Raw genomic sequence first — 25,594 nt, forward strand, 5'->3', positions numbered from 1 at the left:
CGAGGGAGGAGAAGGCCATGGAGACCAAGGAGTGGACCGTGCGAATCTCCATCTCGGAAGACGACGAGGACTATCGGACGGTCGCCGAGGCAGTGCTGACCACCCCGAGCGGCAAGAGGCATGCCAGCACGGCCTTCGCCCGCCGCAACCCCGGCGACCGCCCCGTCCCGGAGATCGGCGACGAACTGGCGGCGGGCCGCGTGCTGGCCGATCTGGCCGACAAGCTGATCGGCGACGCCGCGGGGGACATCGCCCAGCTCACGGGCCCCGCACGAGCCCGCTGAGCACGTGAATACGGCAGAGCGCGGGGTCGGCGTCGCCGCGCCCGCGGCCTGCGGACCCGGCGGCCGGCCCACCCTGGCCATGGGCGCGCCGTCAGTGGGAGGGCCGTCGGTACGGGCCGTCAGTATGGGCCGTCTGTAGGTGCGCCCTCAGCGGGTGCGCCGTCAGTGCGGCAGGGGCCTGACGACGGCGACCGGGCACGGCGCGCCGAGAAGCACCGCCTGCGTCACCATGCCGATGGTCGCCTCGGCCCCCTCGCGGCGGGGATGGTTGCCGAGCACGACCAGGCCGGCCGTACGCGCCGCGTCGAGCAGGACCTCGGCGGGTGAGCCGCCGACGAACGCCGTGGTGACCGATACGTAGGGGAACTTCTCACTCCAGGCGGATACGAGCCGGTGGAAGTGCGCGGCTGCCGCGCGACGGGCCGTCTCGTCCTCCTCCCAGGCCCGCACCGCGTGGAGCGGCACCCGGTGGAGCGCGGCCTGCTCGAAGGCGAAGGCCATGGCGACGGTCTCCCCGTGGGAGTCGTCGACGCCGACCACGATCCGCCCGCTCATCCGCGACGGCCCGGGGACGACGACCACCGGGCACCAGGCGTGCGCCACCACCTGGACGGCCGTGGCGCCCAGGCGCAGCCCCTCGAATCCGCCGACGCCGCGCGCCCCCAGCACGATCATGCTCGCGGCAGCCCCCTCGACGAGCAGTACGGCGGAGGCCGACCCCAGCTCCAGCCACCCCCGCACGGTCACGCCGGGCGCGTGCCTCCTGGCCACGTCGATGCCCTTCCCCAGTGTGTGCTCCGCGAGGGCCTTGACCGTCTCCATCGCGGACGGGTCTCCGGGCCGCGTGGGGAACGGCCACTGCCAGCCGTGGCACACCACGAGCGGCGCGTACCGCGCCTGCGCCTCCCGCGCGGCCCAGATCAGCGCGGCCTCACTCACCCGCGAACCGTCATAGCCGGTCACGATCGGCGCATGGGTGTCGTCTGCACGCATCGCCGCCCCCTCTCGGCCCCGTCCCTTCCACGGTCCCTTCCACGGTGCACATGCCTGGACCTGGACGGCAACGCCCCCCTGTGACCGCTTTCCCCCGCACATGGTCAAGCGGGCGCCGCGCCGCGGCCCTCCGGCGTGATCACAAGAGGGTCACACTCACACCGTTTCCCGCGCCCGCGCGGATCTTCGCTGAGATCGTCGCAAGCAGCGGCTCCTTGTTCGGCGATGGAAGGTTTCCTCCGTGGCGGGCGGTCCCTCCGGCTTTGCCGTACTCGATCTTGAGACGACGGGGCTCTGGCCCCACAGGCGCGACCGTGTGGTGGAGATCGCCGTCGTGCATGTGTCGCCCTCCGGGGAGGTCACGGGGCGGTGGAGCACGCTGGTGAATCCGGAGCGCGACCTGGGCGCCCGGCATATCCACGGCATCAGCGCGGCGGACGTCCTCCACGCCCCGCGGTTCGGCGACGTCGCCGGCGAGCTCGCCGCCCTGCTGCGCGGCCGTGTCCCCGCCGCGCACAACCTCGTCTTCGACCTCGGCTTCCTGACGGCGGAGTTCGGGAGGCTGGGCGTTACCGTGCCGTTGGCCGTCGAGCACGGCGTGTGCACGATGAGGGAGGCGCCCCGTTTCCTGCCCCACGCTCCCCGCACGTTGGCGGACTGCTGCGCCGTCGCGGGTATCCGCCTCGACAAGCACCACGAGGCGCCGGCCGACGCCGAGGCCGCGGCGGGGCTGCTGAGGCGGTACCTGGCCTCTGCGGGGTCGCGCTGGGACCGCCTGTTCGGGATCGCGTCGCGGGCGGTGTGGCCCGAGCTTCCCGCCGGGGGCAGGCCCTGGGTACGGCGGGGCGCGGGCAGACAGGTCGGGCAGAGCGGACAGGGCAGGCACGGCGGGCACTTCACGGCGAGGATTCCGGACGTCGCCTCCCCGGTGCCGGCGGCGCCGGACGCGGGCGACACGTACCTCACGCTGCTGGACCGGGTGCTGCTCGACTTCCACATCGCCGTCGAGGAGGGCGAGTCCCTGGTGCGGGTGGCTTCGGAGCTCGGGTTGTCGCGGAGCGATGTGTGGGTTCTGCACCGTGAGTATGTGGCGGCGCTGGCCTATGAGGGCCTCGCGGGGGATGCGGTCACGTCGGACGTACGGCGCGACCTTCTCCTTCTCGCCCCGCTGCTCGATCTTCCGGTCGAGGCGGTCGAGGCGGTGATGGCCGAGGTCGCCGGGCGGGCGGCCGACCGTCCGGGCCGCGCCGTACCGAGGTTCCGCCTGCGTCCGGGCGATCTCGTGGCCTTCACCGGCGAGATGGAGGGAGGGCGCGACACCTGGGAGGCGCGGGCACGCGGGGCCGGGTTCGTCCCGCACCCCGGGGTGACCAAGAGGGTCCGGCTCGTGGTGTCCGCCGATCCCGACTCGCTCTCCGGAAAGGCCAAAAAAGCCCGCGAGTACGGCATTCCCATCGTCACTCCGGGCGGTTTCAGCCGCCTCCTCCGTGACACCCGTCACTGATCGGCGGCAGCCGGAATAACTCCGGCCCTCCCCGCATTAAGGTACTTGAAACTTCAACCACATTGCCGAGGACGGTGGGCACGATGCAGTTCGGGATCTTCACCGTGGGAGACGTCACCCCGGATCCCACCACCAGCAGGACCCCCAGCGAGAACGAGCGCATCAAGGCCATGGTCGCGGTCGCGCTCAAGGCCGAGGAGATCGGCCTCGACGTCTTCGCCACCGGGGAGCACCACAACCCGCCGTTCGTGCCGTCCTCCCCCACCACCATGCTCGGCTACATCGCCGCGCGCACCGAGCGGATCATCCTCTCGACGTCCACCACGCTGATCACGACCAACGACCCGGTCAAGATCGCCGAGGACTACGCCATGCTCCAGCACCTGGCCGACGGTCGCGTCGACCTGATGATGGGCCGCGGCAACACCGGACCGGTCTACCCGTGGTTCGGCCAGGACATCCGCCAGGGCATCCCCCTGGCCATCGAGAACTACGCCCTGCTGCGCGAACTCTGGCGCAAGGACGTCGTCAACTGGGAGGGCCGGTTCCGCACGCCGCTGCAGTCGTTCACCTCGACCCCGCGCCCCCTCGACGGCATCCCGCCGTTCGTGTGGCACGGCTCGATCCGCAGCCCGGAGATCGCCGAGCAGGCCGCCTACTACGGCGACGGGTTCTTCGCCAACAACATCTTCTGGCCGAAGGAGCACTTCATCCGGCTGATCACCTTGTACCGTCAGCGCTACGCCCACTACGGGCACGGCACCTCGGAGCAGGCCATCGTCGGACTCGGCGGGCACATCTTCATGCGCAAGAACTCCCAGGACGCGATCCGCGAGTTCCGCCCGTACTTCGACAACGCGCCGGTGTACGGCCACGGGCCCTCACTTGAGGAGTTCATGGCCGAGACGCCGCTCACCGTCGGCAGCCCGCAGCAGATCATCGACAAGACGCTCACGTTCCGGGACGCCTTCGGCCACTACCAGCGCCAGCTCTTCCTCATGGACCACGCGGGGCTCCCGCTGAAGACCGTGCTGGAGCAGCTGGACATCCTCGGCGAGGAGGTCCTGCCGGTGCTGCGCAAGGAGTTCGCGGTCGGACGGCCCGCCACGGTGCCCGACGCGCCGACACACGCCTCCCTGCTCGCGCGCCGCGACGCCGAGGCGTCCGCCGTACCTGCGCCTGTCCTGCCCTGACCCTGCCCCTGACCCTGCCCCCGACCCGCCGGGCCGGCCCCCCGGACAAGCAAGGAGTCACCGAATGAAGCCCCTGAACGTCGTGGCCGTCGCGGCGGGACTCAGTAAGCCCTCCGCGACGCGCCTCCTCGCCGACCGGCTCGCGGACGCCACCCGCGAGCGGCTCGGCGGGGAGCGCCCCGTCGAGGTGCACGTGATCGAGCTGCGCGACCTGGCGGTCGACATCGCCAACACCATGGTGACCGGCTTCCCCGGCGCCGTCCTGCGCGCCGCCATCGAGAAGGTCACCTCGGCCGACGCCCTCATCGCCGTCACGCCGATCTTCACGGCGTCCTACAGCGGACTGTTCAAATCGTTCTTCGACGTCGTCGACAACACCGCGCTGATCGGCAAGCCCGTCCTCATCGCGGCCACGGGCGGTACGGCACGGCACTCGCTCGCCCTCGACCACGCCCTGCGGCCGATGTTCGTCTACCTGCGTGCGCTCGTCGTCCCGACCGGCGTCTACGCCGCGTCCGAGGACTGGGGCAGCGGCGGCGACAAGCACACCGACGGGCTCGGCCTCGCCGAGCGCATCGGCCGCGCCGCCGGGGAACTGGCGGACCTGGTGCTCCGCCGTACGCCCTCGGCCGCCGCGCCGGCGGACGCCGTCGAGGCGGTCATCCCCTTCGCACAGCAGCTCGCGGCGTTGAAGCCGTAAATCCCATCGCGTGTCCGCGCGGGCCGGTGCGAAGATGAAACCCGTGATCGAAGTACGAACAGCGCACACCTCCGCGCTCAAGCCCGCCGACCTCGCGGAGGCGCGGGCCCTGCTTCACGGCGTCTTCGACGGCGACTTCAGCGACGAGGACTGGGAGCACACCATCGGCGGCGTCCACGCCCTCGTCCACGAGGGCGGCGAGCTGGTGGGGCACGCCTCGGTGGTCCAGCGGCGGCTCGTCCACGGGGGCCGCGCGCTGCGGACCGGCTACGTGGAGGGCGTCGGGGTCCGCGAGGACCTGCGCCGGCGAGGGTACGGCGGGGCGCTGATGGCGGCGATCGAGGACGTCGTGGCGAGCGCCTACGACCTGGGGGCGCTCTCCGCCTCCGAGGTCGGGGCCCTGTTCTACCTCTCGCGGGGGTGGCGGCAGTGGCGCGGGCCGGCCTCGGCGCTCACCCCGCGGGGCGTGGTCCGCACCGAGGAGGAGGAAGGCGGCATCTACGTCCTGCCCGGAGCGGTCGAGCTGGACCTCGACGGCGACCTCATGTGCGACTGGCGCGACGGCGACGTCTGGTAAGGGACATCCGGTAGGGGACGGGACATCCGGTAGGGGACATCCGGTAGTGGACATCGCGCAGGAGGCCGTCCACCGGCGGTGACCGCCGACTGATTCGGGGAGCATGGCGGAGGCGCACACCCAAGGTCAAGTTCATCCGTATCATGCCTTGTGTGCCCCCTCGCCATGGTCCCGCCGATTACCACCACCACCCCGTTCACGGACCCGGACCTGGCCATCCGCCGCAGCGCACCCCGCGCACCAGTCTGTTCTGGGGGCTGGCGCCGCTGTACAGCCTCGGCATGGCCACTCCGTTCCTCATGGTCCACGCGGCGATCAGGCTGAGGAGCGCCGTCATCGCGTCCGCCGGGGCCGCATACTTCGTGCTGCTGATGTTCTACCTGGTGGCCTCCAGCGCCTTCGACGACAAGGACCCGGCGACCCCCGAGGACCCTCGTTTCACCCTCGCCATCAGCGCGCACCTGCTGATCGGCTGGATCGGCGGCACGGTCCACGCCATGGTGCTGCGCAAGTCGGTCTTCCGGCCCGTGCCCGTCCACCGCGCATCCCACCTGCCGCCCGCTCCGCAGCCCGCGCGCTACCCGCCGGGCACCGTGCCGCGGCAGCAGCCGCACCGGGCGCCCACCGCCCCCTCCACGCGCCAGTGGCAGGGACCGGGGCACCGGCCGCCGCCCCACCCCTCTCCGGCGCCCCCGCCCTCCCACGCCCAGCCGTACCGACCGGCGCCCGCTCACCCGCCGCGGCCCACCACAGGTCCGTCGCAGCCCTCCCAGCCCTCCCAGCCGTCCTGGCCGGACACCCGCCACTCCCAGCCCTCCTATCCCAACGCCGGTCCGCCGCACTCCCTCCAGCCCGCCCGGATCGGCCCCTACGTCCCGACCCGCACGCTCGGCGAAGGCGGGCAGGGCACCGTCTACCTCGCCCAGGCGCCGAACGGGGGACTCGTCGCGGTCAAGGTGCTGAACAGCAGGGCCATCGGCGGTCTGGCCGAACGCGAGAGCTTCCTCAAGGAGGCCGAACTCGCCCGCCGGGTGCGCTCCTTCTCCACCGCCCGCGTCATCGACACCGGCATGGCGGACGACCTCGTCTACATCGTCAGCGAGTACGTGCCCGGCCCCTCGCTCGACAAGCTCGTCCGCGAGCAGGGCCCGCGCGACGGCGACAGCCTCACCCGCATCGCGGTGGGCACCATCGCCGCGCTCAAAGGCATCCACGCCGCCCACGTCGTGCACCGCGACTTCAAACCCGCCAACGTGCTCATCGGCTCCGACGGGCCCCGCGTCATCGACTTCGGCATCGCCAAGTCGCTCGACCGCCACACCATGACCTCCGGCGACCTCAAGGGCACCCTCGTCTACATGTCGCCGGAGCAGATCTCGGGCGACACCGTCGCCCCCGCCTCCGACATCTTCAGCTGGGGTGCCACCATGCTCTTCGCCGCCACCGGGCGGCACGCCTTCGGCGGCAACTCCCACCCCCACATCTTCCGCATGATCACCAGCCACCACCCGGACCTCTCCGTGCTCCCCCCGGCCCTGCGCGGCCCGGTCGGCGCCTGCCTCGCCAAGAACCCGGGTGAGCGCCCCAACGCCACCGACGTCATGCTCGCCGTCACCAACTGACGATCACCAACCCGACCATCACCAACCGACGTCCACCAACCGACCGTCACCAGCTGATCCGCGCCACGGCCCTCGCATACAGGTGGACCGGCCGCAGCCCCCGGTCCACCACCCCCGGCAGCGGTGGCAGCGCCCGCGCGTACGGCAGGAGCCGACGGACCACGTCCTCCGCCCGCCGCGGGCGCCGCTCCGGCTCCTTGGCCAGCAGCGACATCACCACCTCGTCCACCTCGGCCGGCACCGACGGCTCCAGCACCGCGGGCCGGACCGGCTCGCGCTCCAGATGCCCCCGCACCTCCAGCGCGGGGTCGGCGGCCTCGAACACCCTCCGCCCGGTCAGCATCTCGTAGAGCACGCAGCCCACCGCGTACAGATCCGTCGCAGCGCCGACCCGTCCCCACGTGATCTGCTCGGGCGCCATATAGACGTCCGTGCCCGGCCGGTCCATCGTCCCCGTGATCAGCGACTGCTCCGAGGAATCCAGCACCGTCGCCATGCCGAAGTCGAGCACCACGACGGTCGCGTCGCGGCACACCATCAGATTCGACGGCTTGAGATCCCGGTGGATCAGCGACCGCTCGTGCGCCGCCGACAGCACCGCGCACACCTGCGCCCCGATCAGCGCCGCCCACGGCACGGGCACCTGGTCGTGCGCGTCGAGGACGTCCGTCACCGTCCAGCCCTCGACCAGGTCCATGACCAGGAACAGGCCGAAGTCGTCGCTCCCGAAGTCGTGCACCGCGGCCACGCCGGGGTGGCGGAACGACGCCATCACCCGCGCCTCCCGGTTGAACCGGCGCACCGCGTCCTCCGTCAGGCGGTCCCCACGGATCCGCTTCACCGCCACGGGACGGCGCAGCCGTACGTCCACCCCCTCCCACAGCTCCCCGATCCCCCCGCGCGCCAGCGCCTGGCGCAGCTCGTAACGCCCGGCGACCATCATGGGCGACACCTCCTGCCTTGTGATCATTTATTGACACTCTAGGGTTTCGCTTTCGCTCATCACCCCCCGGAGTGCCAGGATCACTGGCGGCGACGCCGTACCGTAATGGCATGCGCCTCACCGCCTTCACCGACATCTCGCTCCGCATCGTGATGCGGCTGGCCGTGGCGGACCACACCGAATCGCCCACGACGCGGTCGGTCGCCGAGGCGCTCGCCGTGCCGTACACCCATGCCGCGAAAGCGGTCGCGCGCCTGGGAGAGCTGGGCCTGGTGGAGACGCGGCGGGGCAGGGGCGGCGGCCTGCGCCTCAGCGAGACGGGGCGCCGCGCGTCGGTCGGCGGCATCGTCCGCGAGCTGGAGGGCGCCGGGGAGGTCGTGGGGTGCGACGACGAGCCGCCGTGCCCTCTGCGCGCGGCCTGCCGGCTGCGCGCGGCGCTGCGTGCCGCGCGTGAGGCGTTCTTCGCGTCGCTGGATCCCGTCACGGTCGAGTCCCTCGTGGCCTCCCCCACCGGGCCGGTGCTGCTCTCCCTCACCCCGCGCTGATCACCACCCCCCGGGCGAGGGGGCGACTGGGCCGCTTCTTAATATTCATTTGAGATTCCAATTTAAGTCTCTGTGGAATCTCCCCCTTCATCGCGCCCAGGAGGTCCCATGCTGTCCCCCGAGTCCGCCGAGCTCGTGCGCGCCACCCTGCCCGCCGTCGGCGGGGCGCTCGATCCCATCACCACGCGGTTCTACGCCACGATGTTCGCCGAACAGCCGCACCTGCTCGACGGGATGTTCAACCGCGGCAACCAGGCGAACGGCGAACAACGCCAGGCCCTCGCCGGCTCCATCGCCGCCTTCGCCGGCGCCCTCATCGACCACCCCGAGCAGCGCCCCGACCGCATGCTCGGACGCATCGCCCACAAGCACACCGCCGTCGGCGTCACCTCCGACCACTACATCGTCGTCCACAAATACCTCTTCCGCGCCATCGCCGACGTCCTCGGCGACGCCGTCACACCCCAGGTCGCCGCGGCCTGGGACGAGGTCTACTGGCTGATGGCGGGCGCGCTCATCGCCCTCGAAGCACGCATCTACGCCGAGGCGGGCACCCGGGACGGCACCACCTGGAGGCCGTGGCGTGTCGTCGAACGCCGCGAAGAGACACCCGACACCGCGTCCTTCCTCCTCTCCCCCGCCGACGGGCGGCCTGCCCCGCCCTGCCGCCCCGGACAGTACGTCAGCGTCCGCGTAGCCCTGCCCGACGGCGTCCACCAGCTCCGGCAGTACTCCCTGTCCGGCGGCGTCCACGACGGGCCTCGACGCCTCACCGTCAAGCGCGTCCGAGGCGGGGACACCCCCGCCGGCGAGGTCTCCACCCTCCTGCACACCACCGTCCGCGAAGGCGATGAACTCACCCTGTCCGCCCCCTTCGGCGACATGGTCCTCGACGACGCCGACACGCCCCTCGTCCTCGTCTCCGCCGGCATCGGCGTCACCCCCATCGCCGCCATGCTCGAACACCTCTCCGCCACCCGCTCCCCCCGCCGCGTCCTCGCCCTCCACGCCGACCGCGCCCCGGCCCACCACGCCCTCCGCACCGACGTCGCCCGGCTCATCGCCGACCTGCCCCACGCCGACCAGGCCGTCTGGTACGAGCACGACCACGACCATGAGTACGAGCACGAGCACGAGCACGAGCCGTACGGCACCGCCCGGCTCGGCCGCATGGACCTCGCCGACGTGGACATCCCCTCCGGCGCCGTGGCCTACCTGTGCGGGCCCGTGCCGTTCATGCGCGACGTGCGCGGCCGGCTCCTGCGTGCCGGGGTCGCCGCCCGCGACATCCACTACGAGGTCTTCGGCCCCGACCTGTGGCAGGGCGACGCCGACGACCTCGGGTGATATTCCGCTCGGCCGGCCTCAAAGCGCCGGTGTCCGCTGATGTGGTGACTGACAACGGGGATCGTGTTCTAGTGCTCCGCCTGGACGCCGGCCTCCTGGCCGACCTGGGCACTTGGTATCTGATCCTTCCCTTGTAGACACTTGAGCGGGCTGGCCTCACGCCGGCCCGCTCTTCCCGACTCCACCAAGGATCAAAAACCGGCGCGATCCGGCTTTCCCCTTCGACAAGGCCTGCGGAATACCTCGCCGACCTTCATCTACGAGGGGCCATCTTGTGGATCCAAAGCCTGCAACCCACCTGAAGGTCCGAAGTCCGTACAGACCCCAGACTGTCCCCCTAAAAGGTGTGCGATGACGTCGGCGGCCGTGTGGTCGTCCGGCAGGTCGCGGAGAAACGCGAGGTCCTGCCCGAGCGTGAGGAGGGGCCGTTCGGCGTAGCCGTCGGGGCGGTGCTGGCCGAGGCCGATGGCGGCGACGAGGCCGTTGCAGAGGCAGGTGCGGCCGACGGTCTCGTCGGCGGGGCGGCCTTTGCGGGTGTAGGTGTCGACGGGTTCGGCCGGGCAGCGGTAGCCGACGGCGCCGCCGGGTTTGACGTACGGCGTGCGCAGATGGCCGAGGTCGCACAGGCGGGGCCGGGCGGCGCGGAGGGCGGGGTCGGCCATGGTGCCGGGGATGTCGGCGACTTTGAAGGGGAAGCCGGTCGGGGAGGCGTGGGGGTCGTTGCGGACGGTGAGGGTGCCGTGGGTGGCGGCGTCGAGGAGGGTGCGGCGGAGTTTGTCGTCGAGGCCGGATTCGCGGCAGAGGGCGAAGGCGGTGCCCACTTGGATGCCGGTGGCTCCGGCGGCGAGAGCGTCGGCGAGGGCGCGCGGGCCGGCGTAGCCTCCGGCGAGCCAGAAGGGCAGGCCGAGGGCGGCGACTTTGGCGAGGTCGATGTGGTCGCGGGGGCCGTACTCCGGTTCGCCGTCGGCGGTGAGGCGGAGACGTCCGCGGGGTGGGGCGCTGTGCCCGCCGGCGACGGGGCCTTCGAGTACGAAGCCGTCGGGGCGGGTTTCGGGTCTTCGCGCGAGGTAGGTGGCGAGCACGTCGGAGGACACGATGGCGAGCAGCCGGGGGCGTGTGAGCGGGGCGGGCGTGGCGGTGCCGTACAGGGTGTGGGGGTGGATCTCGACGGTGTGGCGCGTCCCGGTGTCCGCCCCGGCGACGGTGACGGTCACCTGCGCCGGGCGGTGTTCGGCGAGGGCGTCGAGCAGGGCGGGGATCTCGGAGGGGATGCCGGCCCCCATGAGCACGTAGTCGACGCCGGCGAGCATGGCGCCGTACGCCGCGGCGGGGGTGGCCATCTGGATCTTCTCCAGGTAGTTGACGCCGATCGGGCCGCCGTGGCCTTCGCGGGCGAGGAACACCTCGGCGTAGTTGCCGGCGACGGTGAGTTCGGTGCGTCCGGGGTGGGGGCGCAGGCCGAGGCGGGGCACCGGTTTGTACGGCGTGCCGGATCCGATGCCGCCCGCCACGTAGTAGCGGGCCAGGATCCGTTCGACCACGTCGGGGAACGGGAAGCTCGCAAGGGCGCGCCGGAGGTGCCCGTCGGGGTCCCCCTGCTGGAGCCGGCGGGCCAGCATCACGTCGAGCGCCACCCCTGATACGACGCCGAGCTGACCGGTGCGGGCGACGGCGCGCGCGAGCCGCCACCCGGACACGCCGACCCCCATGCCGCCTTGGATGACCGCCGGGTGTCCGCCGGGGCGTTCTGCCGTACGGGTGCCGATCCGGGCTGGGCCGCGTTCCCCCGGCACGGGACACACGTCGTTCACTTCTCGCTCCTTGTCCGTACGGCACCGCCCCGCATTCCAGGGGCCACGGAACAGCCTCCGGCAACGGGACAGACACGCCACAGGACCGGTAGACCTCAACCTTGAGGCCAAAGGTCCCAAAGCAGCAGGCTCTGACGGCGGGGAGGGAAAGAACGCGACCGGACGCGGGCCGCGTCCTGCAGGATTGGCGAAGGGCCACGGCCCACCTGTTCGGAGACGACCAGTTGGAGGATCGATGCCCCCTGGCACCAGCGTTGACGTCTATGTCAGTAGGAGCGGGCCCCTGTGGCTTGCCTCGGTGGCCGGCGTGGCGGGCGGCATGTCAGCATGTTCTTGTCCATCTGGAGCAGCGGCTGCGGCCGGCGACCGTGAAGGCGTATCAGGACCATGTCCGTCTGTTCCTGGTCCCGTATCTCGGTCCGTTCCGTTGAATCGGCTGACGCGTCGGTAGCGCGTCAAGATGTTCGCCATGATCTCCCGGCGGCGGACCCGGTACGGCACCCCGATCGCCGCGGCCACGCTGGAGCGGATCCGCGTGACATTGCGAGCCTCGCTGAACGAGGCGAAGGAGCTGCGATGGGTGGACCTGGACATCGAGCGCCGCGAACTGGCCATCACCCGGCAGGTGGTGCGCACCCCGGCAGGCTTGAGGGCGTGCCGGCCAAAGAGCGGGACCAGCGTGCGGTCGAATAGGTGGGGCGCCAGGGATTCGAATCCTGGACCTACGGATTAAAAGCGGGTGCTCAGTAGTGGTAGCGGGCCTGAAGAATGATCAGCTCATTGTCGTGTGGCAGGTAGACCAGGCGGTGTTCCTCGGTGATGCGACGCGACCAGGCTCCTTGGAGGGCATGTTTGAGCGGTTCGGGTTTGCCGATGCCTTCGTACGGGTTGCGCAGGGCATCTTCGATGAGCCGGTTGATCCGTTTAAGGACCTGCCGGTCCGTGGATAGCCAGGAGGTGTAGTCCTCCCAGCCCTCCGGAGTGAAGGAGAGCTTCACGATTGCATCTTGGGGTCGATGAGTTCGCGGATCTCGTGACGGCCTTCCAGAGCGTGCTGGTAGGAGGCGATGAGTCGGCGCATGTTAGCCGGGGAGCGCAGCAGGTGAGCGGTCTCCTCCAGCGCTTCATACTCTGCGGCGGGCACGAGGTAGGCGCGGTTGTTCTTGGCGACGATCTCTACGGCGGCTCCATCGTCGTTGACCTCGTCGATCAGGGGGAACAATCTGCGCCGGGCTTCGCTTGCGTTGATGGACATCGGAGACCTCCGCTGGGCATGGTACAAGATATTGTACCGCTTAGCTCCTGCTTGGAAACACCCAACGGCCGCGACCACGGCGGCACCGCGGCGTCTGGCGCACCGCCACCAGGCTGTGGACGCCGAGACCGCCGAGCTCAACTCGGAGATCGGGCCGCTGGTCAGGCAAGCGGCGGCCGGCGCCGCCTCCACGGCCTCGGAGGTGCGGCGGATGGCTTTGATCGAGGTGAGACACGCGGCTGCTGCTTCCAGCGATTCAACGATTTGGGCAGTCGACGGCAGGAAGGGGATCCGATGCTCGACCCATACCTGTCCACCGACCGCCGCACGCCGCCAACCCCCGTTCTCCACTACACGTTGCCGGCCTGAGGGCGCGAGGGCTCTGCCGTACGCGGGCCGTCAGGTTTTGACGGCGCGGAGGATGACGAACTTGGGGTTGGCGGCGACGACGTCGCAGTTGCCGAAGAGGCGGCGCAGTTTGACGTGGTAGCCGAGGTGGCGGTTGCCGACGACGCGGAGTTCGCCGCCGGGGCGCAGGGCGGTGCGGGAGGCGGTGAACATGCGCCAGGCGGTGGCGTCGCTGGTGGCGCGGTGGCTGTGGAAGGGCGGGTTGTTGAGGATGAGGTCGACCGAGGCCGGGGGGATGCCGGTCAGGCCGTCGCCGAGGTGGAATTCGGCCCGGGTCTGGGCGTTGGCGCGGAAGGTCGCCTCGGCGGAGGCGAGAGCCTGGTAGGACTCGTCGACGAGGAGGATCTCAGCGTCGGGTCCGGCGAGCGCGGCGGCCAGGCCGACGACGCCGTTGCCGCAGCCGAGGTCGACGACGCGCTTCCGGCCGCGGATGGGCGGGAGGTTGTTCAGCAGGAAGCGCGTGCCGATGTCGAGGCGTTCGGCGCTGAAGACGCCGGCGTGGTTGACGACGGTGTGCCCGGAGGCGGGGCCGGCGCCGTCGGGCAGGGTGTGGCTTTTGGGCCACGGGTCGGCGCCGCGGGGCCGGTCGGCGGCGGGGACGGCGAAGATGAGGCGGGCCTTCTTCACGGCGAGTGAGGTGCGGGTCGGGCCGATGATCTGGTCGAAGAGGTTCAGGGTCGAGGTGTGGATCTCGGTGACCATGCCGGTGCCGATGACGGTGCTTCCGGGGTGCAGGCGGGGCGCCAGGCGGTGGAGCTGGTCCTCCAGGAGCGCGAGGCTCTTGGGCACGTGGACGAGCAGCACGTCGATCCGCTCGGGCGGGGTGTCGCGGGTGGACAGGAGGCGTACGGCGCCGGCCGGGGCGCCGCTGCGCGCGAGGTTGGCGAGGGTGGCCTGCTGGGTGAGGTAGGAGTCGGTGATCTGCGCGGGGCGGTGGGCGGCGAGGGCGGTGGCGAGGGCTCCCCAGCGGTCGCCCAGCACCACCACGGTGCCCGTCAGGTCGACCGAGGCGACGTTCTCGTGGAGGTGCCGCAGGAGGTATTCGTCGGCGGCGTTCCAGGCGCGGAACTGGTCGCGAGGGTCCTCGGGGAACCTGGTGAGGTCGAATTCGCCCTGGGGGATCGTCAAACGGTTCATGGCGCACTCACGGTAGTGAGTCCGGCGGCGTCCGGGGTAACCGGGCGGTGCCGTACCGGCGATCAAGAGCGCCAGAATAGGGAGGTGCGATGGAACCTTGTAGTGATCTACACCCCCCAACTCGACGAATGCCGCGCTTTCTATGAGGGTCTCGGGCTCGACCTGGATGTCGAGTGGCACGGCGACGGCCCGGTGCACTACGCGGCGGTGCTGAGCGACGGAAGCGTGTTCGAGTTGTATCCCGCCGAGCCTGGCCGGGAGACCGGCGCGGTGCGGATGGGGTTCACCGTCGGCGAGGGCGACGGCCATGGTTACGCCGCGGGCGTCCATGTGGTGCGCGATCCGGACGGCCGCAGCGTGGAGCTGCGGGTGACGCCGGCGCTCTAAGCCGGGCTGTCGGCTCCGGTTTCGGCTCCGGTTTCGGCTCCGGTTTCGGCTCCGGTTGCGGCTCCGGTCGCCAGGCCGGAGCCGCCCGAGCCGCGAGGGTAGCCTTCGACGGTCAGCATGGGGGGCCGTTCGGGCACGGAGACGTCCCTGGTGGTGACGGTGGGGCCGGAAACGCCGCGGCGGAACTGCGAGAGCCGGGGCGACGGGGTGTGCAGGGGAATGATCTTGTGCTGCCGGTCGAGGCGGGCCCATGCGGTGTGGAGGATCTGGGCGGCCATGCCGCCGAGGGCCTCGGTCGACTGGTGGGAGTGCACGCGGCGGCCGAGGTCGACCTGGGCGAGGGCGTCGAGCCCGGCGAGGTCGAGCAGGTCGATGAGCAGGCCGAGTTCGACGCCGTAGCCGGTGACGAAGGGCACGCGTTCGAGGGCCGAGCGGCGCCCGGCGTATTCCCCGGCGAGGGGCTGCGCGAAGCCGGCGAGCAGCGGCCAGTGCAGGTTGAGCAGGGGGCGGGCGACGAGTTCGGTGACGCGACCGCCGCCGGCGGGCTGGTCTTCGAAGGGCCGCTCGTAGCACCCTTTCACGTAGGCCACGGCGGGGTCGGCGAGGAGCGGGCCGAGCAGGCCGGTGACGAAGGCGGTGGTGAACTGCCGCAGGTCGGAGTCGATGAAGACCAGCAGGTCGCCGCTGGTGACGGCGAGGGACTTCCAGAGCGCCTCGCCCTTGCCGTCGAGGGGTTTGAGGCCGGGCAGGATCTCGTCTTGGGCGTGTACGGCGGCGCCGGCGCGGGCGGCCTGGGCGGCGGTGTCGTCCGTCGAGCGCGAGTCGATCACGACGAGTTCGTCCACGAGGGGGACGGCGTCCATGAGGTCGCGGCGGATCGCGCCGACGATGCCGCCGACGGTGTCGCGTTCGTCTCGCGCCGGGAGCACCACGCTGATCGTCGTATCGCCCTTGGCCGCCATGAGCGCCGGGAGCGGCCAGTCGGACCACGTTGTCGTACGGCTGCGCAGCCACGCCTCGACCTCAGGCAGCACGTATGACCTCCCAGTGCACCGCTGACTCCACCCACATCACCTTATGCGGTGGCAAAGATTGATCACTTATCCGAGGGTCCCGCCGGAGGCTCCCGATCAGCGGGAGGCGTGCCGTTCCAGGAAGGCGTAAACGTCGGCCTCGTCGACGCCGGGGAAGGACCCCGGCGGCAGAGCCGCGAGCACGTGGGAGTTGGCGCGGGCCGACGGCCAGGCGAAACCCTCCCAGCGCTGGGCGAGCTCCACCGGCGGGCGGCGGCAGCAGTCGCCCGTGGGGCAGGCGGATTTCGTGCGGTGGGTGGTCTCCCGGCCGCGGAACCACCGCGACTCGCGGTACGGCACACCCAGCGTGATCGCGAAGTCCCGCTCCCGGGACGGGTCCACGTGGGCCACGCAGAAGTAGGTGCCGGTCGGCGAGTCGGAGTACTGGTAGTAGACCGAGAACCGGTCCGGCGACTGGAACACCTGCCTCCCCGACCAGCGCAGGCACATCCGCTGGCCTTCGATGGCGCCCTGCTCGTCGGCGGGGAAGATGATGCCGTCGTTCTCGTACGCCTTGTAGATGATCCCGCCGGCGTCGTTGCGCACGAAGTGGCAGACGAGATCGAGGTGGTGGGTGGCGAGGTTGGTGAACCTGTGGGCGGCCATCTCGTAGGACACGGCGAAGACGTCCCGCAGGTCCTCCACCGACAGCGCGCGGTCCTGCTTCGCCTCCTGGAGGTACGGCACCGCCGTGGCCTCCGGCACGAGCACCGCCGCGGCGAAGTAGTTGGCCTCGGTGCGCTGCCGGAGGAAGTCCGCGAAGTCGCGGGGCTTGTGGTGGCCGAGCGCGAAATGACCGAGCGTCTGAAGCAGGATCGTCCGCGGCGTGTGCATGCCGAGCTGCTCGTGCTTGACGTAGATGCGCCGGTTGCGGAGGTCGGTGATGGATCGGACCGAGCGCGGCAGGTCCTGCACCGTGAGCACGGTGAAGCCGAAGTGCGTGACCAGTGCCTGAACTGTGCTCTGGGAGAGCGCGCCGGTACGGTAGCCGACCTGGGAGAGCGCCTCCGCGGCGGCCTTCTCGATGTCGGCGAAGTAGTTGCCGAGCTCGCGCTGTCTTCGGCGCAGTTCGGCGTTGGCGGCCCTGGCCTCCTCGGGCGTCGCCGTACCCTTGGCCTGGCGTGCCCGCAGCTCGCCGTACAACGCGAGCAGGTGTTCGAGCACGTCGTTCGGCACGCGGGCGGAGACCTTGAGCTTGGGGAGGCCGAGCGCCTCGTAGACGGGGTCGCGCTGGGCCTCCTCAAGCGCGATCTCCAGTTGGGCCCGCCGGTTGGGCGGCTGGCGCCGGAGCAGCTCCTCGACGGGCACACCGAGCGCGGTCGCGAGGGCTTTGAGCAGGGAGAGCTTGGGTTCGCGCTTGCCGTTCTCCAGCAGGGAGAGCTGGCTGGGAGCGCGTCCCACTCTCTCACCGAGGTCGGCGAGGGTGAATCCTCGCTGCTTGCGCAGGTGACGCAGGCGCTGGCCGAACGCGATCAGATCCAGTTCCTGAGTCAAAGACAGCGGTTCTTCGCCCAGCAATGACGTCATAGCCCACCTTAGGTGAAATATCCGGCAATCTTATCAGTTCTCCAGAAGATCTTGACCGCTGTCAAGGCCGCGAGACACCTCCGGCGGGCGAGACGGACACGATTGGTCTAGTCCATATGGAAAACTTAACATTTATTCTTAGCTAAATACCCATGAGCCTTGACACTAAGGAAAAATCTGGAGTTCTTCCCTCAAGTCTCCGCTTGTACGTGCCTTCAGGTCAAGCACAGACTCGAAGCAAGGCACCCAGGGGACGCGAAGGAGTGAACATGAACGACCGCCTCAAGGGAGCCGCAGATGACCTGCGGCACGAGTGGGAGACCGATCCTCGCTGGCAGAACGTGGAACGTACCTACACGGCTGAAGACGTCGTGAAGCTGCGCGGCACGGTCCAGGAGGAGCACACGCTCGCCCGGCTCGGCGCCGAGAGGCTGTGGGACCTGCTGCACACCGAGGACTATGTGAACGCGCTCGGAGCCCTCACCGGCAACCAGGCCGTCCAGCAGGTCAAGGCGGGTTTGAAGGCGATCTACCTGTCCGGCTGGCAGGTGGCCGCCGACGCCAACCTCGGCGCGCAGACCTACCCCGACCAGAGCCTCTACCCGGCCAACTCCGTGCCTGCGGTTGTGCGCAGGATCAACAACGCCCTCCTGAGGGCCGACCAGATCACGTGGTCCGAAGGCGTGAAGAAGGCGCCGCACTGGCTCGCGCCCATCGTCGCCGACGCCGAGGCCGGCTTCGGCGGCGTGCTGAACGCCTTCGAACTGATGAAGGGCATGATCGCCGCGGGCGCCGCAGGCGTCCACTGGGAGGACCAGCTCGCCTCCGAGAAGAAATGCGGCCACCTCGGCGGCAAGGTGCTCATCCCCACCGGGCAGCACATCAAGACCCTCAACGCGGCCCGCCTCGCGGCCGACGTGAGCGGTGTGCCGAGCCTGATCATCGCGCGCACGGACGCGCAGGCGGCAACGCTGCTCACCAGCGACGTCGACCCCCGCGATCAGGCGTTCACCACCGGCGACCGCAGCGCCGAGGGCTTCTACCGCGTGCGCAACGGCGTCGACGCCTGCATCGCCCGCGGCCTCGCCTACGCGCCCTACTCCGACCTGCTGTGGATGGAGACCTCCACGCCCGACCTGGACGTGGCCCGCGAATTCGCCGATGCGATCAAGAAGCGCTACCCCGACCAGATGCTCGCCTACAACTGCTCACCATCGTTCAACTGGAAGAAGCACCTCGACGACTCCACGATCGCCAAGTTCCAGCGCGAACTCGGCCACATGGGATACAAATTCCAGTTCATCACTCTCGCGGGATTCCACTCGCTGAACTACTCCATGTTCGATCTCGCACGCGGATACGCCGACGAGGGCATGACGGCCTACGTCGACCTCCAAGAGCGTGAATTCGCTGCCGAGGCGCGCGGCTACACCGCCACCCGCCACCAGCGCGAGGTGGGCACCGGGTACTTCGACCTGGTCAGCACCGCCATCGCACCGGACTCCTCCACGACGGCCCTTTCGGGCTCCACCGAGGAGGAGCAGTTCGAGGCTCACTAACCCGAACTGCGCTGAACTCCGGGACTTGCACGGACAGATCCCACGGGCATGGGGCGGTTCCCCCCGGCAAGTCCCGGCAGATCAGGTGAAGCGGCCCGCGTTCCAGGGAAGGCAGTCCCCTGGAGCGCGGGCCGTGTCCATGTCGCGGTGAGGGCGCGCCCTCACGTCCGAACACCGGCGCCCTCTCGCGGCCACTGTGGCGAGGACACTGCGGATCGGCCGGTTAATGCGTTGCCGGGGTGGGGTGGGGGCGATATAGGCTAGGGGTCGTCCTCTGATCTCCACGGGTGCCTTTGGCGTGCCCGCTCACCGCCGGGGAGTCGTTTTCCAGCTTTATCTGCGCATCGCCGGCTACGGGTTCCGGCGGCATTCGACATATCGGGCCGCCGCTCTGGCGGGGGCGTTCACCAACACCATTTTCGGGGTTTTGAGGGCTTACGTTCTGATCGCGCTGTGGGAGGCGCGGCCGGGCCTCGGCGGTTACGACGTCGCCGACGCGGTGACGTTCTGCTTTCTGACCCAGGCGTTCATCGGGCCGATGCAGGTGTTCGGCGGCACGCTGCAGCTGGCGCAGCGGGTGCGCAGCGGGGACGTGGCGATCGATCTCATGCGCCCGGCGTCTCTGCAGCTCTGGACTATGGCCGACGACATGGGCCGGGCGGCCTACCTGTTCCTGGTGCGCAGTGTGCCGCCGACGCTCGTCGGGGCGGCTCTTTTCGGAATCACCGTCCCCGATTCGCCGTGGCACTGGTCGGCGTTCGGTGTGAGCTTCGTGATGGGCGTGCTGGTCAGCTTCGGCTGGCGCTACCTGGTGGCGCTGTCGACCTGCTGGATCAACGACGACCGGGGCGTCAACGCACTGTCGGTGATCTTGACGGGTTTCTTCAGCGGCATGGTCCTGCCGCTGAACCTCTTCCCGGGCTGGCTGGGCGCGTTCGCGAACGCGGCGCCGTGGGCGGCGATGGTGCAGGTTCCGGCCGATGTCTACCTGGGCACGCGGGAGGTGTGGGGCGCCCTGGCCTTCCAAGGGGCGTGGGCCGCGGTGCTGCTGGGGCTGGGAGCGTTCGCGACGGCGGGGGCGCGGCGCAAGGTGGTGATCCAGGGTGGCTAGGGCCTATGTCCTGCTGGCCTGGACGTGGCTCAGGGCTTCGTTCCAGTATCCGGCGTCGGCGCTGATCGGCCTTGCCGTGGCCATGGCGCTCTACACCCTCGACGTCGCCGCCATCTGGGTGATCTTCGGCCACACCGAGCGCCTCGGCGGGTTCACCGCCCACGAGGTGATGTTCCTGTACGGCACGGCCGGCGTGTCGTTCGGCCTGGCCGACATGCTGTTCGGCAACGTCGACCGCCTCGGCGCGCAGGTCAGGACCGGCACGTTCGACACCATGCTCATCAGGCCGGTGAGCCCGTTCGTGCAGATGGCCGTGGACAGGTTCACGGTGACGCGTTTCGGCCGGGTGCTGCAGGCGGGGGTGGTGCTGGCGATCGCGCTCCCCCAGCTCGACCTCGCGTGGAGCCGGGTGTGGATGGTGCCGGTGATGATCGTGTGCGGGCTGGTCATCTTCACGTCGGTGTTCGCGTTCGGCGGGGCCATCCAGTTCCTGCTGACGGAGGCGCCGGAGATCGCCAACGCGTTCACGTACGGCGGAAGCCAGCTCACCCAGTATCCGATGACCGTCTACGGCGCCGAGCTGGTGCGCGGGGTGACGTTCATCATGCCGCTGGCGTTCGTCAACTGGCAGCCGGCGCTGTTCGTGCTGGACAGGGAGGATCCGTTGGGTCTGCCGCATTGGCTGAGGTTCGCCTCGCCCGTCGCCGCGCTGGCGATAGCGCTCGCCGCAGCGGCGCTCTGGCGGGTGGGGATCCGCCGCTACCGTTCGACGGGGAGTTGACGTGATCGAATTAGAGGGTGTCGGCCGCTCGTTCACGGTGCGGCGGCGGACCGGCCGGCTGCTGCGCCGGGAGAAGGCGGTGGTGCACGCGGTGCGCGACCTCAGTTTCTCGGTGGCCCCCGGCGAGTTCGTCGGATATCTCGGGCCGAACGGCGCGGGCAAGTCGACGACGATCAAGATGATGACCGGCATTCTGACGCCGACTGAGGGCCGGCTGCGGGTGGCCGGGCTGGATCCGTCGCGGCGGCGCACCGTGCTGGCGCGGCGTATCGGTGTGGTGTTCGGGCAGCGTACGACGCTGTGGTGGGATCTGCCGCTCCGCGATAGCTTTGAACTGGTCCGGCACCTTTACAAAGTAGATCGCAACACGTTCCGGCAGCGGCTCGACGAGCTGACCGAACTGCTGGAGCTCACCTCCTTCCTGCACACGCCGGTGAGGCAACTCAGCCTGGGGCAGCGCATGCGGGGCGACATCGCCGCCGCGCTGCTGCACGCCCCGCCGGTGCTGGTGCTGGACGAGCCGACGATCGGACTCGACGTGGTCAGCAAGGCCGCGCTGCGTGCCTTCCTGTCGGAGCTGAACGCCGAACGCGGGACGACCGTGCTCCTCACCACGCACGACCTGGGCGATGTGGAGCGGCTGTGCAACCGGGTGATGGTGATCGACCAGGGGCGGCTGTCCTTCGACGGCACGGTGGAGGATCTGCGTGCGACGGCGCCGGACGAGAGCTCGATCGAGGACGTGGTCGCCCGCCTCTACACCGGCGGCGGCACGGCCGCCGCCGAACCGGCCCAACAGCTCGGCAGCTCAGTAGCTCAGTAGTACGCGCCCTCGGCGGACCCCTCGTCCTCGTCGCCGTCGCGGCGCGAGGGGGACCAGCGGGAGGGGATCAGGACCGGCATGAAGAGCAGCACCCCCAGTAGGGCGAACACCCCGCTTCTGAGCATCGCGAGGTCGGCCTGGCCCGCGGTCACGAGCACCTGGTGCACGGAGGCTTCGGTGGGGACGAAGGAGACCGCCCGGGTGGCGTCCAGGGCGTAGACCACGGTCCACGAGAGCAGCACCATGGAGGGCACGAACGAGGCCACGGGTGAGATGCGGCTCGCGACGACGACACCGAGGAGGAGTCCGACCGCCGCCATCACGCCGAGGCCGGTCGCGAGCCGGGCGGACGGTCCGGTGCCGCTCCCCGCCGCGACCACTTCGGCCATCGCCCACCCTCCGCCGACGAGCGTGGCCGCGGTCACCACCAGACCGATGAGAAGTCCCACGAAGTGTCGCATCGTTCCCACCTCAACATAGGGCGGTCGCCCCTCGGCGAATCCCGACCGACCCTAGCGACAAAGCTCCTCAAAAACAGCGACCTTCAAAAACTCTCATAGAACCGCCGAATCAGGTGCTATCTACCGCTATTCAGGCTGTGATGTCGCGGCCGGTGGTGGTCTTCCCCGCGTCGTTCGGGCCGACCCATCCGGGGTGGACGGGAGCGCCCGCGCGGGCGCTCCCCGGGCCTCGGCGAGGTCCGTGCCCATGTTCACAGGCGGCCCGCCGCCTCGGTCAGGGCCTTGGGCGTGACGGCCCCGACGAGCAGACGGCCATCGTCGGTGATCAGCACGGTGAGCAGCTTCGTCGAGATGAGCCGGCCGCTCCCCCACGGGCCGCTGACCTTGGTGCCGGAGTTCAGCACGGACGCGACGAGCCGCCGGGGCTCGCTTTCGCTGTCCGCGCCTGCGGGCCAGAGGGCGGCGAGGAGGTCGCGGTCATTGAAGGGCAGGGAGGCGACGGTGGTCCACCCCGTCCCGATGTGAGTGGCGCGCCCCTCGGGGGCCTTGCCGGGAACACGCTCGGCGCCCAGCTCCTTCAGCGTGTCGGCGCTGAGCTCCATCTCCTTCACCGTGACGCCGGGAGGCGGCGTGAACGTGAAGTTCTCCTCGGCGGGCGGGGAGAAGGTGATCTCGCTGAAACCGAACTCGATCGCGGGCTCGGCCGACCCCTTGGCCACCACCTGGAGGCGGAGCGGGATGAAGTTCTCGCCGTCCAGCGCCAGCCGTACCTCTTCGACCAGGGAATCGGGGGACTTGGGCACGAGGACGAGCCGGTAGGCGGCGCGCCCGGCGACGACCTCGCCGTCGTCCACGGTCACGTGGGTGTCGCCGCCGATGAGCTCCAGCACGTGGCGGGCGGCCTGCACGGGCGTCACCGCGGCGGCGGCCAGGGAGGACCCGGTGGTGGCCAGGGAGGACGCGGCGGTGGCCAGGGGGGAGGCGGTGGTGGCCGGGCTCGGGGCGCCCGCGCCGGGCAGCGTGACCCGGGTGGCGGTGTCCGCCGAGCTCTCCCACAGCCATCCCTCACGGCCCTTGGCGATGAGGTTCGCCTCGGACATGGGCTCCGACCGGGCGATCCGTATCCGGTCCGCACCGCCGTACCAGATCTTGAACTGGTGCGCTCCCGCCAGCAGCTCGGCGGGGGAGGTGGTCTGGCCGCCGTGCCGGCCATCGGCCGACTGCGGCAGCCCCGGTATGCCGAGCGAGGCCGTCTTGACGATCGTGCCCGACAGGGGCAGCCTGGCGTGCTCGGCCGTCCGCCGGAACATGTCGGCGATCACCTGTTCGGCGGTGCGTTCGGGGAGCGCCGGCGCGCCGCGCACCGTCGCGATGACCGGCCCCGCTCCTGCCGCGGCGGCCACCACGGCCACCGCCGCCAGGGGCACGATCCACCTCATGCGGCGTCGCGGCCGGAGGCCGGCGGGAGACTCCGGCCCCCCTGCGGGTTACTGAAAAGACATATCACCCCTTTACGTTATTCGCTGGTGCAGGGATTTCCTGATCTCGTCGGGCGGGATCGGTAGGCTCCGCCGTACGGAGAACCACCGCCACCCTCCCGTAGCCTGCACGGGCGCTCCTGCACGGGCGCTCCTGCACGAACGGCTCCTGAGCGGGGCCTGAGACGGGCTGAGGCCGCTCTCAGACTTCTCAGCGCGTCCGCGGCGACGCGCGGCCAGGATGGAGGTGGACCGTTCTACTCCGGGGAGGATCACCGTGCGGGTGCTTGTGGTCGACGACGAGCCGCGCCTGGCCGCCGCCCTCCGGCGCGGGCTGCAGGCCGAGGGATTCGCGGTCGATCTGGCCCACGACGGGGTGACCGGCCTCCAGCTCGCCCGGCAGGGCGACTACGACCTGATCGTGCTGGACATCATGCTGCCGAGGCTGTCGGGCTACAACGTATGCAAAACACTGCGCGCCGAGAACAACTGGGTGCCGATCCTGATGTTGTCCGCCAAGGACGGCGAATACGACATGGCCGACGGGCTGGATCTCGGAGCCGACGACTACCTCACCAAGCCCTTCTCCTACGTCGTGCTCGTCGCGCGGCTCCGCGCCCTACTGCGGCGCGGAGGCGGCAGCCGCCCCGCCGTACTCCGCGCCGGCGACCTGACACTCGACCCCGCCAGACGCCGCGTCCTGCGGGCCGAGACCTCGATCGACCTGACCCCCCGCGAGTTCGCCCTCCTCGAATTCCTCCTGCGCCGGCTCGACGACGTGGTGCCCAAGAGCGAGATCCTCGAACACGTCTGGGACACCTACGACACCGACCCCAACGTGGTGGAGGTCTACGTCGGCTACCTCCGCCGCAAAATCGACGCCCCCTTCGGCAGGAACTCGCTGCAGACCGTGCGCGGAGCGGGATACCGGCTGGCCGGCGATGGCGGCTGAGCGCCCCGCCAAGCCCGCCCCCGGCCGGCCGCACCTCGGCGTGCCCCGCGCCGGACAGTGGTGGCGGCGCCGAGACCTGCGGTTCCGCCTCACCGCGGCCGCGACCGCCGTCTTCGCCCTCGCCCTCACCACCTCGGCGTTCGTCATGGTCAGGCTCCTCGCCGGCGAACTGCTCCAAACCATCGACGACGACGCCCACCAGCGCGCCCGCACCGTCGTCGCCGACGCCGACACCGGCCGCCTCACCAACCCGATCGTCTCCCCCGAGGGCACCATGGTGCAGGTCATCGAAGCCGACCAGCGCATCATCCACGCCACGGCCGGCACCGACCGGCTCGTGCCGCTGCTGAGCCCCGCCGAACGCGAACGGGCCCTCCGCCTCGCCAAGCCGCTGTCCATCGACGGCAGGCCGTACGGCATCGCCGCGCCGCTGCGCGTCGTGGTCCTCAGCGCCGACCGGGGCCGCACCGTGATCGCCGCCAAGTCGTCCGCCGAAGTCGAACGGAGCATCACCACGACCGGCAAGGTCATGCACCTCGGCATCCCGCTCCTGCTCGTCATGTTCGCCTGGACCACCCACCTCATCACCGGCAGGACCCTGCGCCCGATCATGGAGCTGCGCCGGGGAGCCGCCGACATCACCGGCACGGCCCGCTCACGCAGACTGCCCGTCCCCGAGTCGCGCGACGAAGTCCACAGCCTCGCCACCACCCTCAACGACATGCTCTCCCGGCTCGAAGCCGCCGAACTGCGCCAGCGGGCCCTAGACGAGTAGTTCCTAAGTTCAGCCCCGTGAACGCAGCGAGGGTGTCCATGATCCGTTTGTGACGACAGACCTGAACACCCTCTTGACCGCACTCTACGTGAAGATCGACGACGAGATCGGAGGAGCGCGATGCACCGGCCGCCCGCCACTGCTCAGCGATCCCGAGCTCGTATGCCTCGCGGTGGCCCAGGCACTGCTCGGCCACCGCTCCGAGGCACGATGGCTGCGCTTCGTCACCAGGCATCTGACCGGCATGTTCCCCTACCTACCGCAGCGGCCCGGCTACAACAAGAGACTCCGATCGGCGCTCCCGCTGATCAAACGCGTCATCCGGATGCTCGCCGCCGACACCGACTT

26 protein-coding genes and 1 pseudogene are annotated in these 25,594 nt (G+C 70.3%); 17 read left to right on the forward strand and 10 right to left on the reverse strand.

Annotated features, from left to right (window positions below; translation table 11 throughout):
* The first annotated feature begins 17 nt into the window (after positions 1-17).
* Positions 18-284: a DUF1876 domain-containing protein gene (locus BLQ73_RS22740; RefSeq protein ID WP_093173139.1), complete on the forward strand. Its 267-nt coding sequence runs from the start codon at positions 18-20 to the stop codon at positions 282-284.
* Positions 285-446: 162 nt separating this feature from the next.
* Here the strand turns inward: BLQ73_RS22740 and BLQ73_RS22745 are convergent, their stop codons facing one another.
* Positions 447-1,277 carry a universal stress protein gene (locus BLQ73_RS22745; protein WP_176955608.1) on the reverse strand — a complete coding sequence of 277 codons (831 nt, stop codon included), beginning with the start codon at positions 1,275-1,277 and terminating at the stop codon, positions 447-449.
* Between the two features lie 241 nt (positions 1,278-1,518).
* Between BLQ73_RS22745 and BLQ73_RS22750 the strand changes: the two genes are divergently transcribed.
* The 5 genes from BLQ73_RS22750 (at position 1,519) to BLQ73_RS22770 (ending at position 6,873) form a co-directional block, all read left to right on the forward strand.
* Positions 1,519-2,781 carry an exonuclease domain-containing protein gene (locus BLQ73_RS22750; protein ID WP_093173143.1) on the forward strand — a complete coding sequence of 421 codons (1,263 nt, stop codon included), beginning with the start codon at positions 1,519-1,521 and terminating at the stop codon, positions 2,779-2,781.
* An 83-nt stretch (positions 2,782-2,864) separates the two neighbouring features.
* On the forward strand, positions 2,865-3,974 hold the full coding sequence (locus BLQ73_RS22755; protein WP_093173195.1) for an LLM class flavin-dependent oxidoreductase: 1,110 nt from the start codon (positions 2,865-2,867) through the stop codon (positions 3,972-3,974).
* A 64-nt stretch (positions 3,975-4,038) separates the two neighbouring features.
* Positions 4,039-4,674: an FMN reductase gene (locus BLQ73_RS22760; RefSeq protein ID WP_093173145.1), complete on the forward strand. Its 636-nt coding sequence runs from the start codon at positions 4,039-4,041 to the stop codon at positions 4,672-4,674.
* A gap of 34 nt (positions 4,675-4,708) precedes the next feature.
* Complete coding sequence (locus tag BLQ73_RS22765) at positions 4,709-5,251, forward strand: GNAT family N-acetyltransferase (protein ID WP_176955609.1); 543 nt, start codon at positions 4,709-4,711, stop codon at positions 5,249-5,251.
* Between the two features lie 152 nt (positions 5,252-5,403).
* Entirely contained in the window at positions 5,404-6,873 is a 1,470-nt protein-coding gene (locus BLQ73_RS22770) for a serine/threonine-protein kinase (protein WP_143020385.1), read from the forward strand.
* A gap of 46 nt (positions 6,874-6,919) precedes the next feature.
* On the opposite strand, the gene BLQ73_RS22775 is transcribed toward BLQ73_RS22770, so the two are convergent.
* Positions 6,920-7,843 (reverse strand): serine/threonine-protein kinase, encoded by a 924-nt coding sequence (locus BLQ73_RS22775; RefSeq protein ID WP_093173149.1) that lies wholly within the window; start codon positions 7,841-7,843, stop codon positions 6,920-6,922.
* An 83-nt stretch (positions 7,844-7,926) separates the two neighbouring features.
* Here BLQ73_RS22775 and BLQ73_RS22780 point away from each other — a divergent pair, with 83 nt between their 5' ends.
* On the forward strand, positions 7,927-8,361 hold the full coding sequence (locus BLQ73_RS22780) for an Rrf2 family transcriptional regulator (protein WP_093173151.1): 435 nt from the start codon (positions 7,927-7,929) through the stop codon (positions 8,359-8,361).
* Positions 8,362-8,469: 108 nt separating this feature from the next.
* On the forward strand, positions 8,470-9,708 hold the full coding sequence (locus tag BLQ73_RS22785; protein ID WP_093173153.1) for a globin domain-containing protein: 1,239 nt from the start codon (positions 8,470-8,472) through the stop codon (positions 9,706-9,708).
* A gap of 257 nt (positions 9,709-9,965) precedes the next feature.
* Here BLQ73_RS22785 and BLQ73_RS22790 read toward each other — a convergent pair whose 3' ends face one another.
* Positions 9,966-11,519: a nitronate monooxygenase gene (locus tag BLQ73_RS22790; protein ID WP_245691300.1), complete on the reverse strand. Its 1,554-nt coding sequence runs from the start codon at positions 11,517-11,519 to the stop codon at positions 9,966-9,968.
* A gap of 460 nt (positions 11,520-11,979) precedes the next feature.
* On the opposite strand from BLQ73_RS22790, the gene BLQ73_RS22795 reads away from it, so the two are divergent.
* Complete coding sequence (locus tag BLQ73_RS22795) at positions 11,980-12,252, forward strand: hypothetical protein (RefSeq protein ID WP_093173155.1); 273 nt, start codon at positions 11,980-11,982, stop codon at positions 12,250-12,252.
* A 10-nt stretch (positions 12,253-12,262) separates the two neighbouring features.
* Here BLQ73_RS22795 and BLQ73_RS22800 read toward each other — a convergent pair whose 3' ends face one another.
* The 3 genes from BLQ73_RS22800 to BLQ73_RS22810 form a co-directional block, all read right to left on the reverse strand.
* On the reverse strand, positions 12,263-12,517 hold the full coding sequence (locus tag BLQ73_RS22800) for a Txe/YoeB family addiction module toxin (protein WP_093173157.1): 255 nt from the start codon (positions 12,515-12,517) through the stop codon (positions 12,263-12,265).
* Positions 12,514-12,774 carry a type II toxin-antitoxin system Phd/YefM family antitoxin gene (locus tag BLQ73_RS22805; protein ID WP_093173159.1) on the reverse strand — a complete coding sequence of 87 codons (261 nt, stop codon included), beginning with the start codon at positions 12,772-12,774 and terminating at the stop codon, positions 12,514-12,516. Before BLQ73_RS22805 ends, BLQ73_RS22800 begins: the two co-directional genes overlap by 4 nt.
* A gap of 399 nt (positions 12,775-13,173) precedes the next feature.
* Positions 13,174-14,319, reverse strand: coding sequence for a methyltransferase (locus BLQ73_RS22810; protein ID WP_093173161.1), 1,146 nt, complete (start codon positions 14,317-14,319; stop codon positions 13,174-13,176).
* Positions 14,320-14,403: 84 nt separating this feature from the next.
* On the opposite strand from BLQ73_RS22810, the gene BLQ73_RS22815 reads away from it, so the two are divergent.
* Positions 14,404-14,706 carry a VOC family protein gene (locus BLQ73_RS22815; protein ID WP_093173163.1) on the forward strand — a complete coding sequence of 101 codons (303 nt, stop codon included), beginning with the start codon at positions 14,404-14,406 and terminating at the stop codon, positions 14,704-14,706.
* Here BLQ73_RS22815 and BLQ73_RS22820 read toward each other — a convergent pair.
* Both BLQ73_RS22820 and BLQ73_RS22825 read right to left on the reverse strand, forming a co-directional pair.
* On the reverse strand, positions 14,703-15,740 hold the full coding sequence (locus BLQ73_RS22820) for a glucosyl-3-phosphoglycerate synthase (protein ID WP_093173165.1): 1,038 nt from the start codon (positions 15,738-15,740) through the stop codon (positions 14,703-14,705). The two genes, BLQ73_RS22815 and BLQ73_RS22820, sit on opposite strands and share 4 nt — an antisense overlap.
* A gap of 96 nt (positions 15,741-15,836) precedes the next feature.
* The gene (locus BLQ73_RS22825; protein WP_420820031.1) at positions 15,837-17,306 is read right to left on the reverse strand and encodes a helix-turn-helix transcriptional regulator; all 1,470 of its coding nucleotides are present in this window, start codon (positions 17,304-17,306) and stop codon (positions 15,837-15,839) included.
* 269 nt (positions 17,307-17,575) lie between these two features.
* Between BLQ73_RS22825 and aceA the strand changes: the two genes are divergently transcribed.
* The 4 genes from aceA (at position 17,576) to BLQ73_RS22845 (ending at position 21,580) form a co-directional block, all read left to right on the forward strand.
* Positions 17,576-18,865 carry an isocitrate lyase gene (aceA, locus tag BLQ73_RS22830; RefSeq protein WP_420820032.1) on the forward strand — a complete coding sequence of 430 codons (1,290 nt, stop codon included), beginning with the start codon at positions 17,576-17,578 and terminating at the stop codon, positions 18,863-18,865.
* A gap of 298 nt (positions 18,866-19,163) precedes the next feature.
* On the forward strand, positions 19,164-19,976 hold the full coding sequence (locus tag BLQ73_RS22835; protein WP_245691301.1) for an ABC transporter permease: 813 nt from the start codon (positions 19,164-19,166) through the stop codon (positions 19,974-19,976).
* Positions 19,969-20,757, forward strand: a complete 789-nt coding sequence (locus BLQ73_RS22840; protein ID WP_245691302.1) for an ABC transporter permease — start codon at positions 19,969-19,971, stop codon at positions 20,755-20,757. The genes BLQ73_RS22835 and BLQ73_RS22840 overlap by 8 nt, the downstream gene beginning before the upstream one ends.
* 1 nt (position 20,758) lies before the next feature.
* Positions 20,759-21,580: an ABC transporter ATP-binding protein gene (locus BLQ73_RS22845; RefSeq protein WP_093173169.1), complete on the forward strand. Its 822-nt coding sequence runs from the start codon at positions 20,759-20,761 to the stop codon at positions 21,578-21,580.
* On the opposite strand, the gene BLQ73_RS22850 is transcribed toward BLQ73_RS22845, so the two are convergent.
* Positions 21,574-22,041 (reverse strand): hypothetical protein, encoded by a 468-nt coding sequence (locus tag BLQ73_RS22850; RefSeq protein WP_093173171.1) that lies wholly within the window; start codon positions 22,039-22,041, stop codon positions 21,574-21,576. The two genes, BLQ73_RS22845 and BLQ73_RS22850, sit on opposite strands and share 7 nt — an antisense overlap.
* A gap of 251 nt (positions 22,042-22,292) precedes the next feature.
* Positions 22,293-23,480, reverse strand: a complete 1,188-nt coding sequence (locus BLQ73_RS32665) for a LolA family protein (protein WP_093173173.1) — start codon at positions 23,478-23,480, stop codon at positions 22,293-22,295.
* A gap of 316 nt (positions 23,481-23,796) precedes the next feature.
* On the opposite strand from BLQ73_RS32665, the gene BLQ73_RS22860 reads away from it, so the two are divergent.
* From BLQ73_RS22860 to BLQ73_RS22870, 3 genes and pseudogenes are all read left to right on the forward strand, one after another.
* Positions 23,797-24,471 carry a response regulator transcription factor gene (locus BLQ73_RS22860; protein WP_093173175.1) on the forward strand — a complete coding sequence of 225 codons (675 nt, stop codon included), beginning with the start codon at positions 23,797-23,799 and terminating at the stop codon, positions 24,469-24,471.
* Entirely contained in the window at positions 24,461-25,246 is a 786-nt protein-coding gene (locus BLQ73_RS22865) for a HAMP domain-containing protein (protein WP_093173177.1), read from the forward strand. Before BLQ73_RS22860 ends, BLQ73_RS22865 begins: the two co-directional genes overlap by 11 nt.
* Positions 25,247-25,295: 49 nt before the next feature.
* Positions 25,296-25,594 (forward strand): annotated as a pseudogene (locus tag BLQ73_RS22870) (IS982 family transposase); the annotation flags it as partial.

The sequence above is a fragment of the Sinosporangium album genome (assembly GCF_900100605.1).
GTDB lineage: Bacteria > Actinomycetota > Actinomycetes > Streptosporangiales > Streptosporangiaceae > Sinosporangium > Sinosporangium album.

Bases quoted from the DNA above. Each gene is read 5' to 3' on its own strand.
- BLQ73_RS22825 (WP_420820031.1), bottom strand. From the start codon at position 17,306: ATGACGTCATTGCTGGGCGAAGAACCGCTGTCTTTGACTCAGGAACTG.
- BLQ73_RS22805 (WP_093173159.1), bottom strand. From the start codon at position 12,774: ATGTCCATCAACGCAAGCGAAGCCCGGCGCAGATTGTTCCCCCTGATC.
- BLQ73_RS22745 (WP_176955608.1), bottom strand. From the start codon at position 1,277: ATGCGTGCAGACGACACCCATGCGCCGATCGTGACCGGCTATGACGGT.
- BLQ73_RS22810 (WP_093173161.1), bottom strand. From the start codon at position 14,319: ATGAACCGTTTGACGATCCCCCAGGGCGAATTCGACCTCACCAGGTTC.
- BLQ73_RS32665 (WP_093173173.1), bottom strand. From the start codon at position 23,480: ATGAGGTGGATCGTGCCCCTGGCGGCGGTGGCCGTGGTGGCCGCCGCG.
- BLQ73_RS22780 (WP_093173151.1), top strand. From the start codon at position 7,927: ATGCGCCTCACCGCCTTCACCGACATCTCGCTCCGCATCGTGATGCGG.
- BLQ73_RS22865 (WP_093173177.1), top strand. From the start codon at position 24,461: ATGGCGGCTGAGCGCCCCGCCAAGCCCGCCCCCGGCCGGCCGCACCTC.
- BLQ73_RS22760 (WP_093173145.1), top strand. From the start codon at position 4,039: ATGAAGCCCCTGAACGTCGTGGCCGTCGCGGCGGGACTCAGTAAGCCC.
- BLQ73_RS22850 (WP_093173171.1), bottom strand. From the start codon at position 22,041: ATGCGACACTTCGTGGGACTTCTCATCGGTCTGGTGGTGACCGCGGCC.
- BLQ73_RS22765 (WP_176955609.1), top strand. From the start codon at position 4,709: ATGAAACCCGTGATCGAAGTACGAACAGCGCACACCTCCGCGCTCAAG.
- aceA (WP_420820032.1), top strand. From the start codon at position 17,576: ATGAACGACCGCCTCAAGGGAGCCGCAGATGACCTGCGGCACGAGTGG.
- BLQ73_RS22755 (WP_093173195.1), top strand. From the start codon at position 2,865: ATGCAGTTCGGGATCTTCACCGTGGGAGACGTCACCCCGGATCCCACC.
- BLQ73_RS22795 (WP_093173155.1), top strand. From the start codon at position 11,980: ATGTTCGCCATGATCTCCCGGCGGCGGACCCGGTACGGCACCCCGATC.
- BLQ73_RS22785 (WP_093173153.1), top strand. From the start codon at position 8,470: ATGCTGTCCCCCGAGTCCGCCGAGCTCGTGCGCGCCACCCTGCCCGCC.
- BLQ73_RS22740 (WP_093173139.1), top strand. From the start codon at position 18: ATGGAGACCAAGGAGTGGACCGTGCGAATCTCCATCTCGGAAGACGAC.
- BLQ73_RS22775 (WP_093173149.1), bottom strand. From the start codon at position 7,843: ATGATCACAAGGCAGGAGGTGTCGCCCATGATGGTCGCCGGGCGTTAC.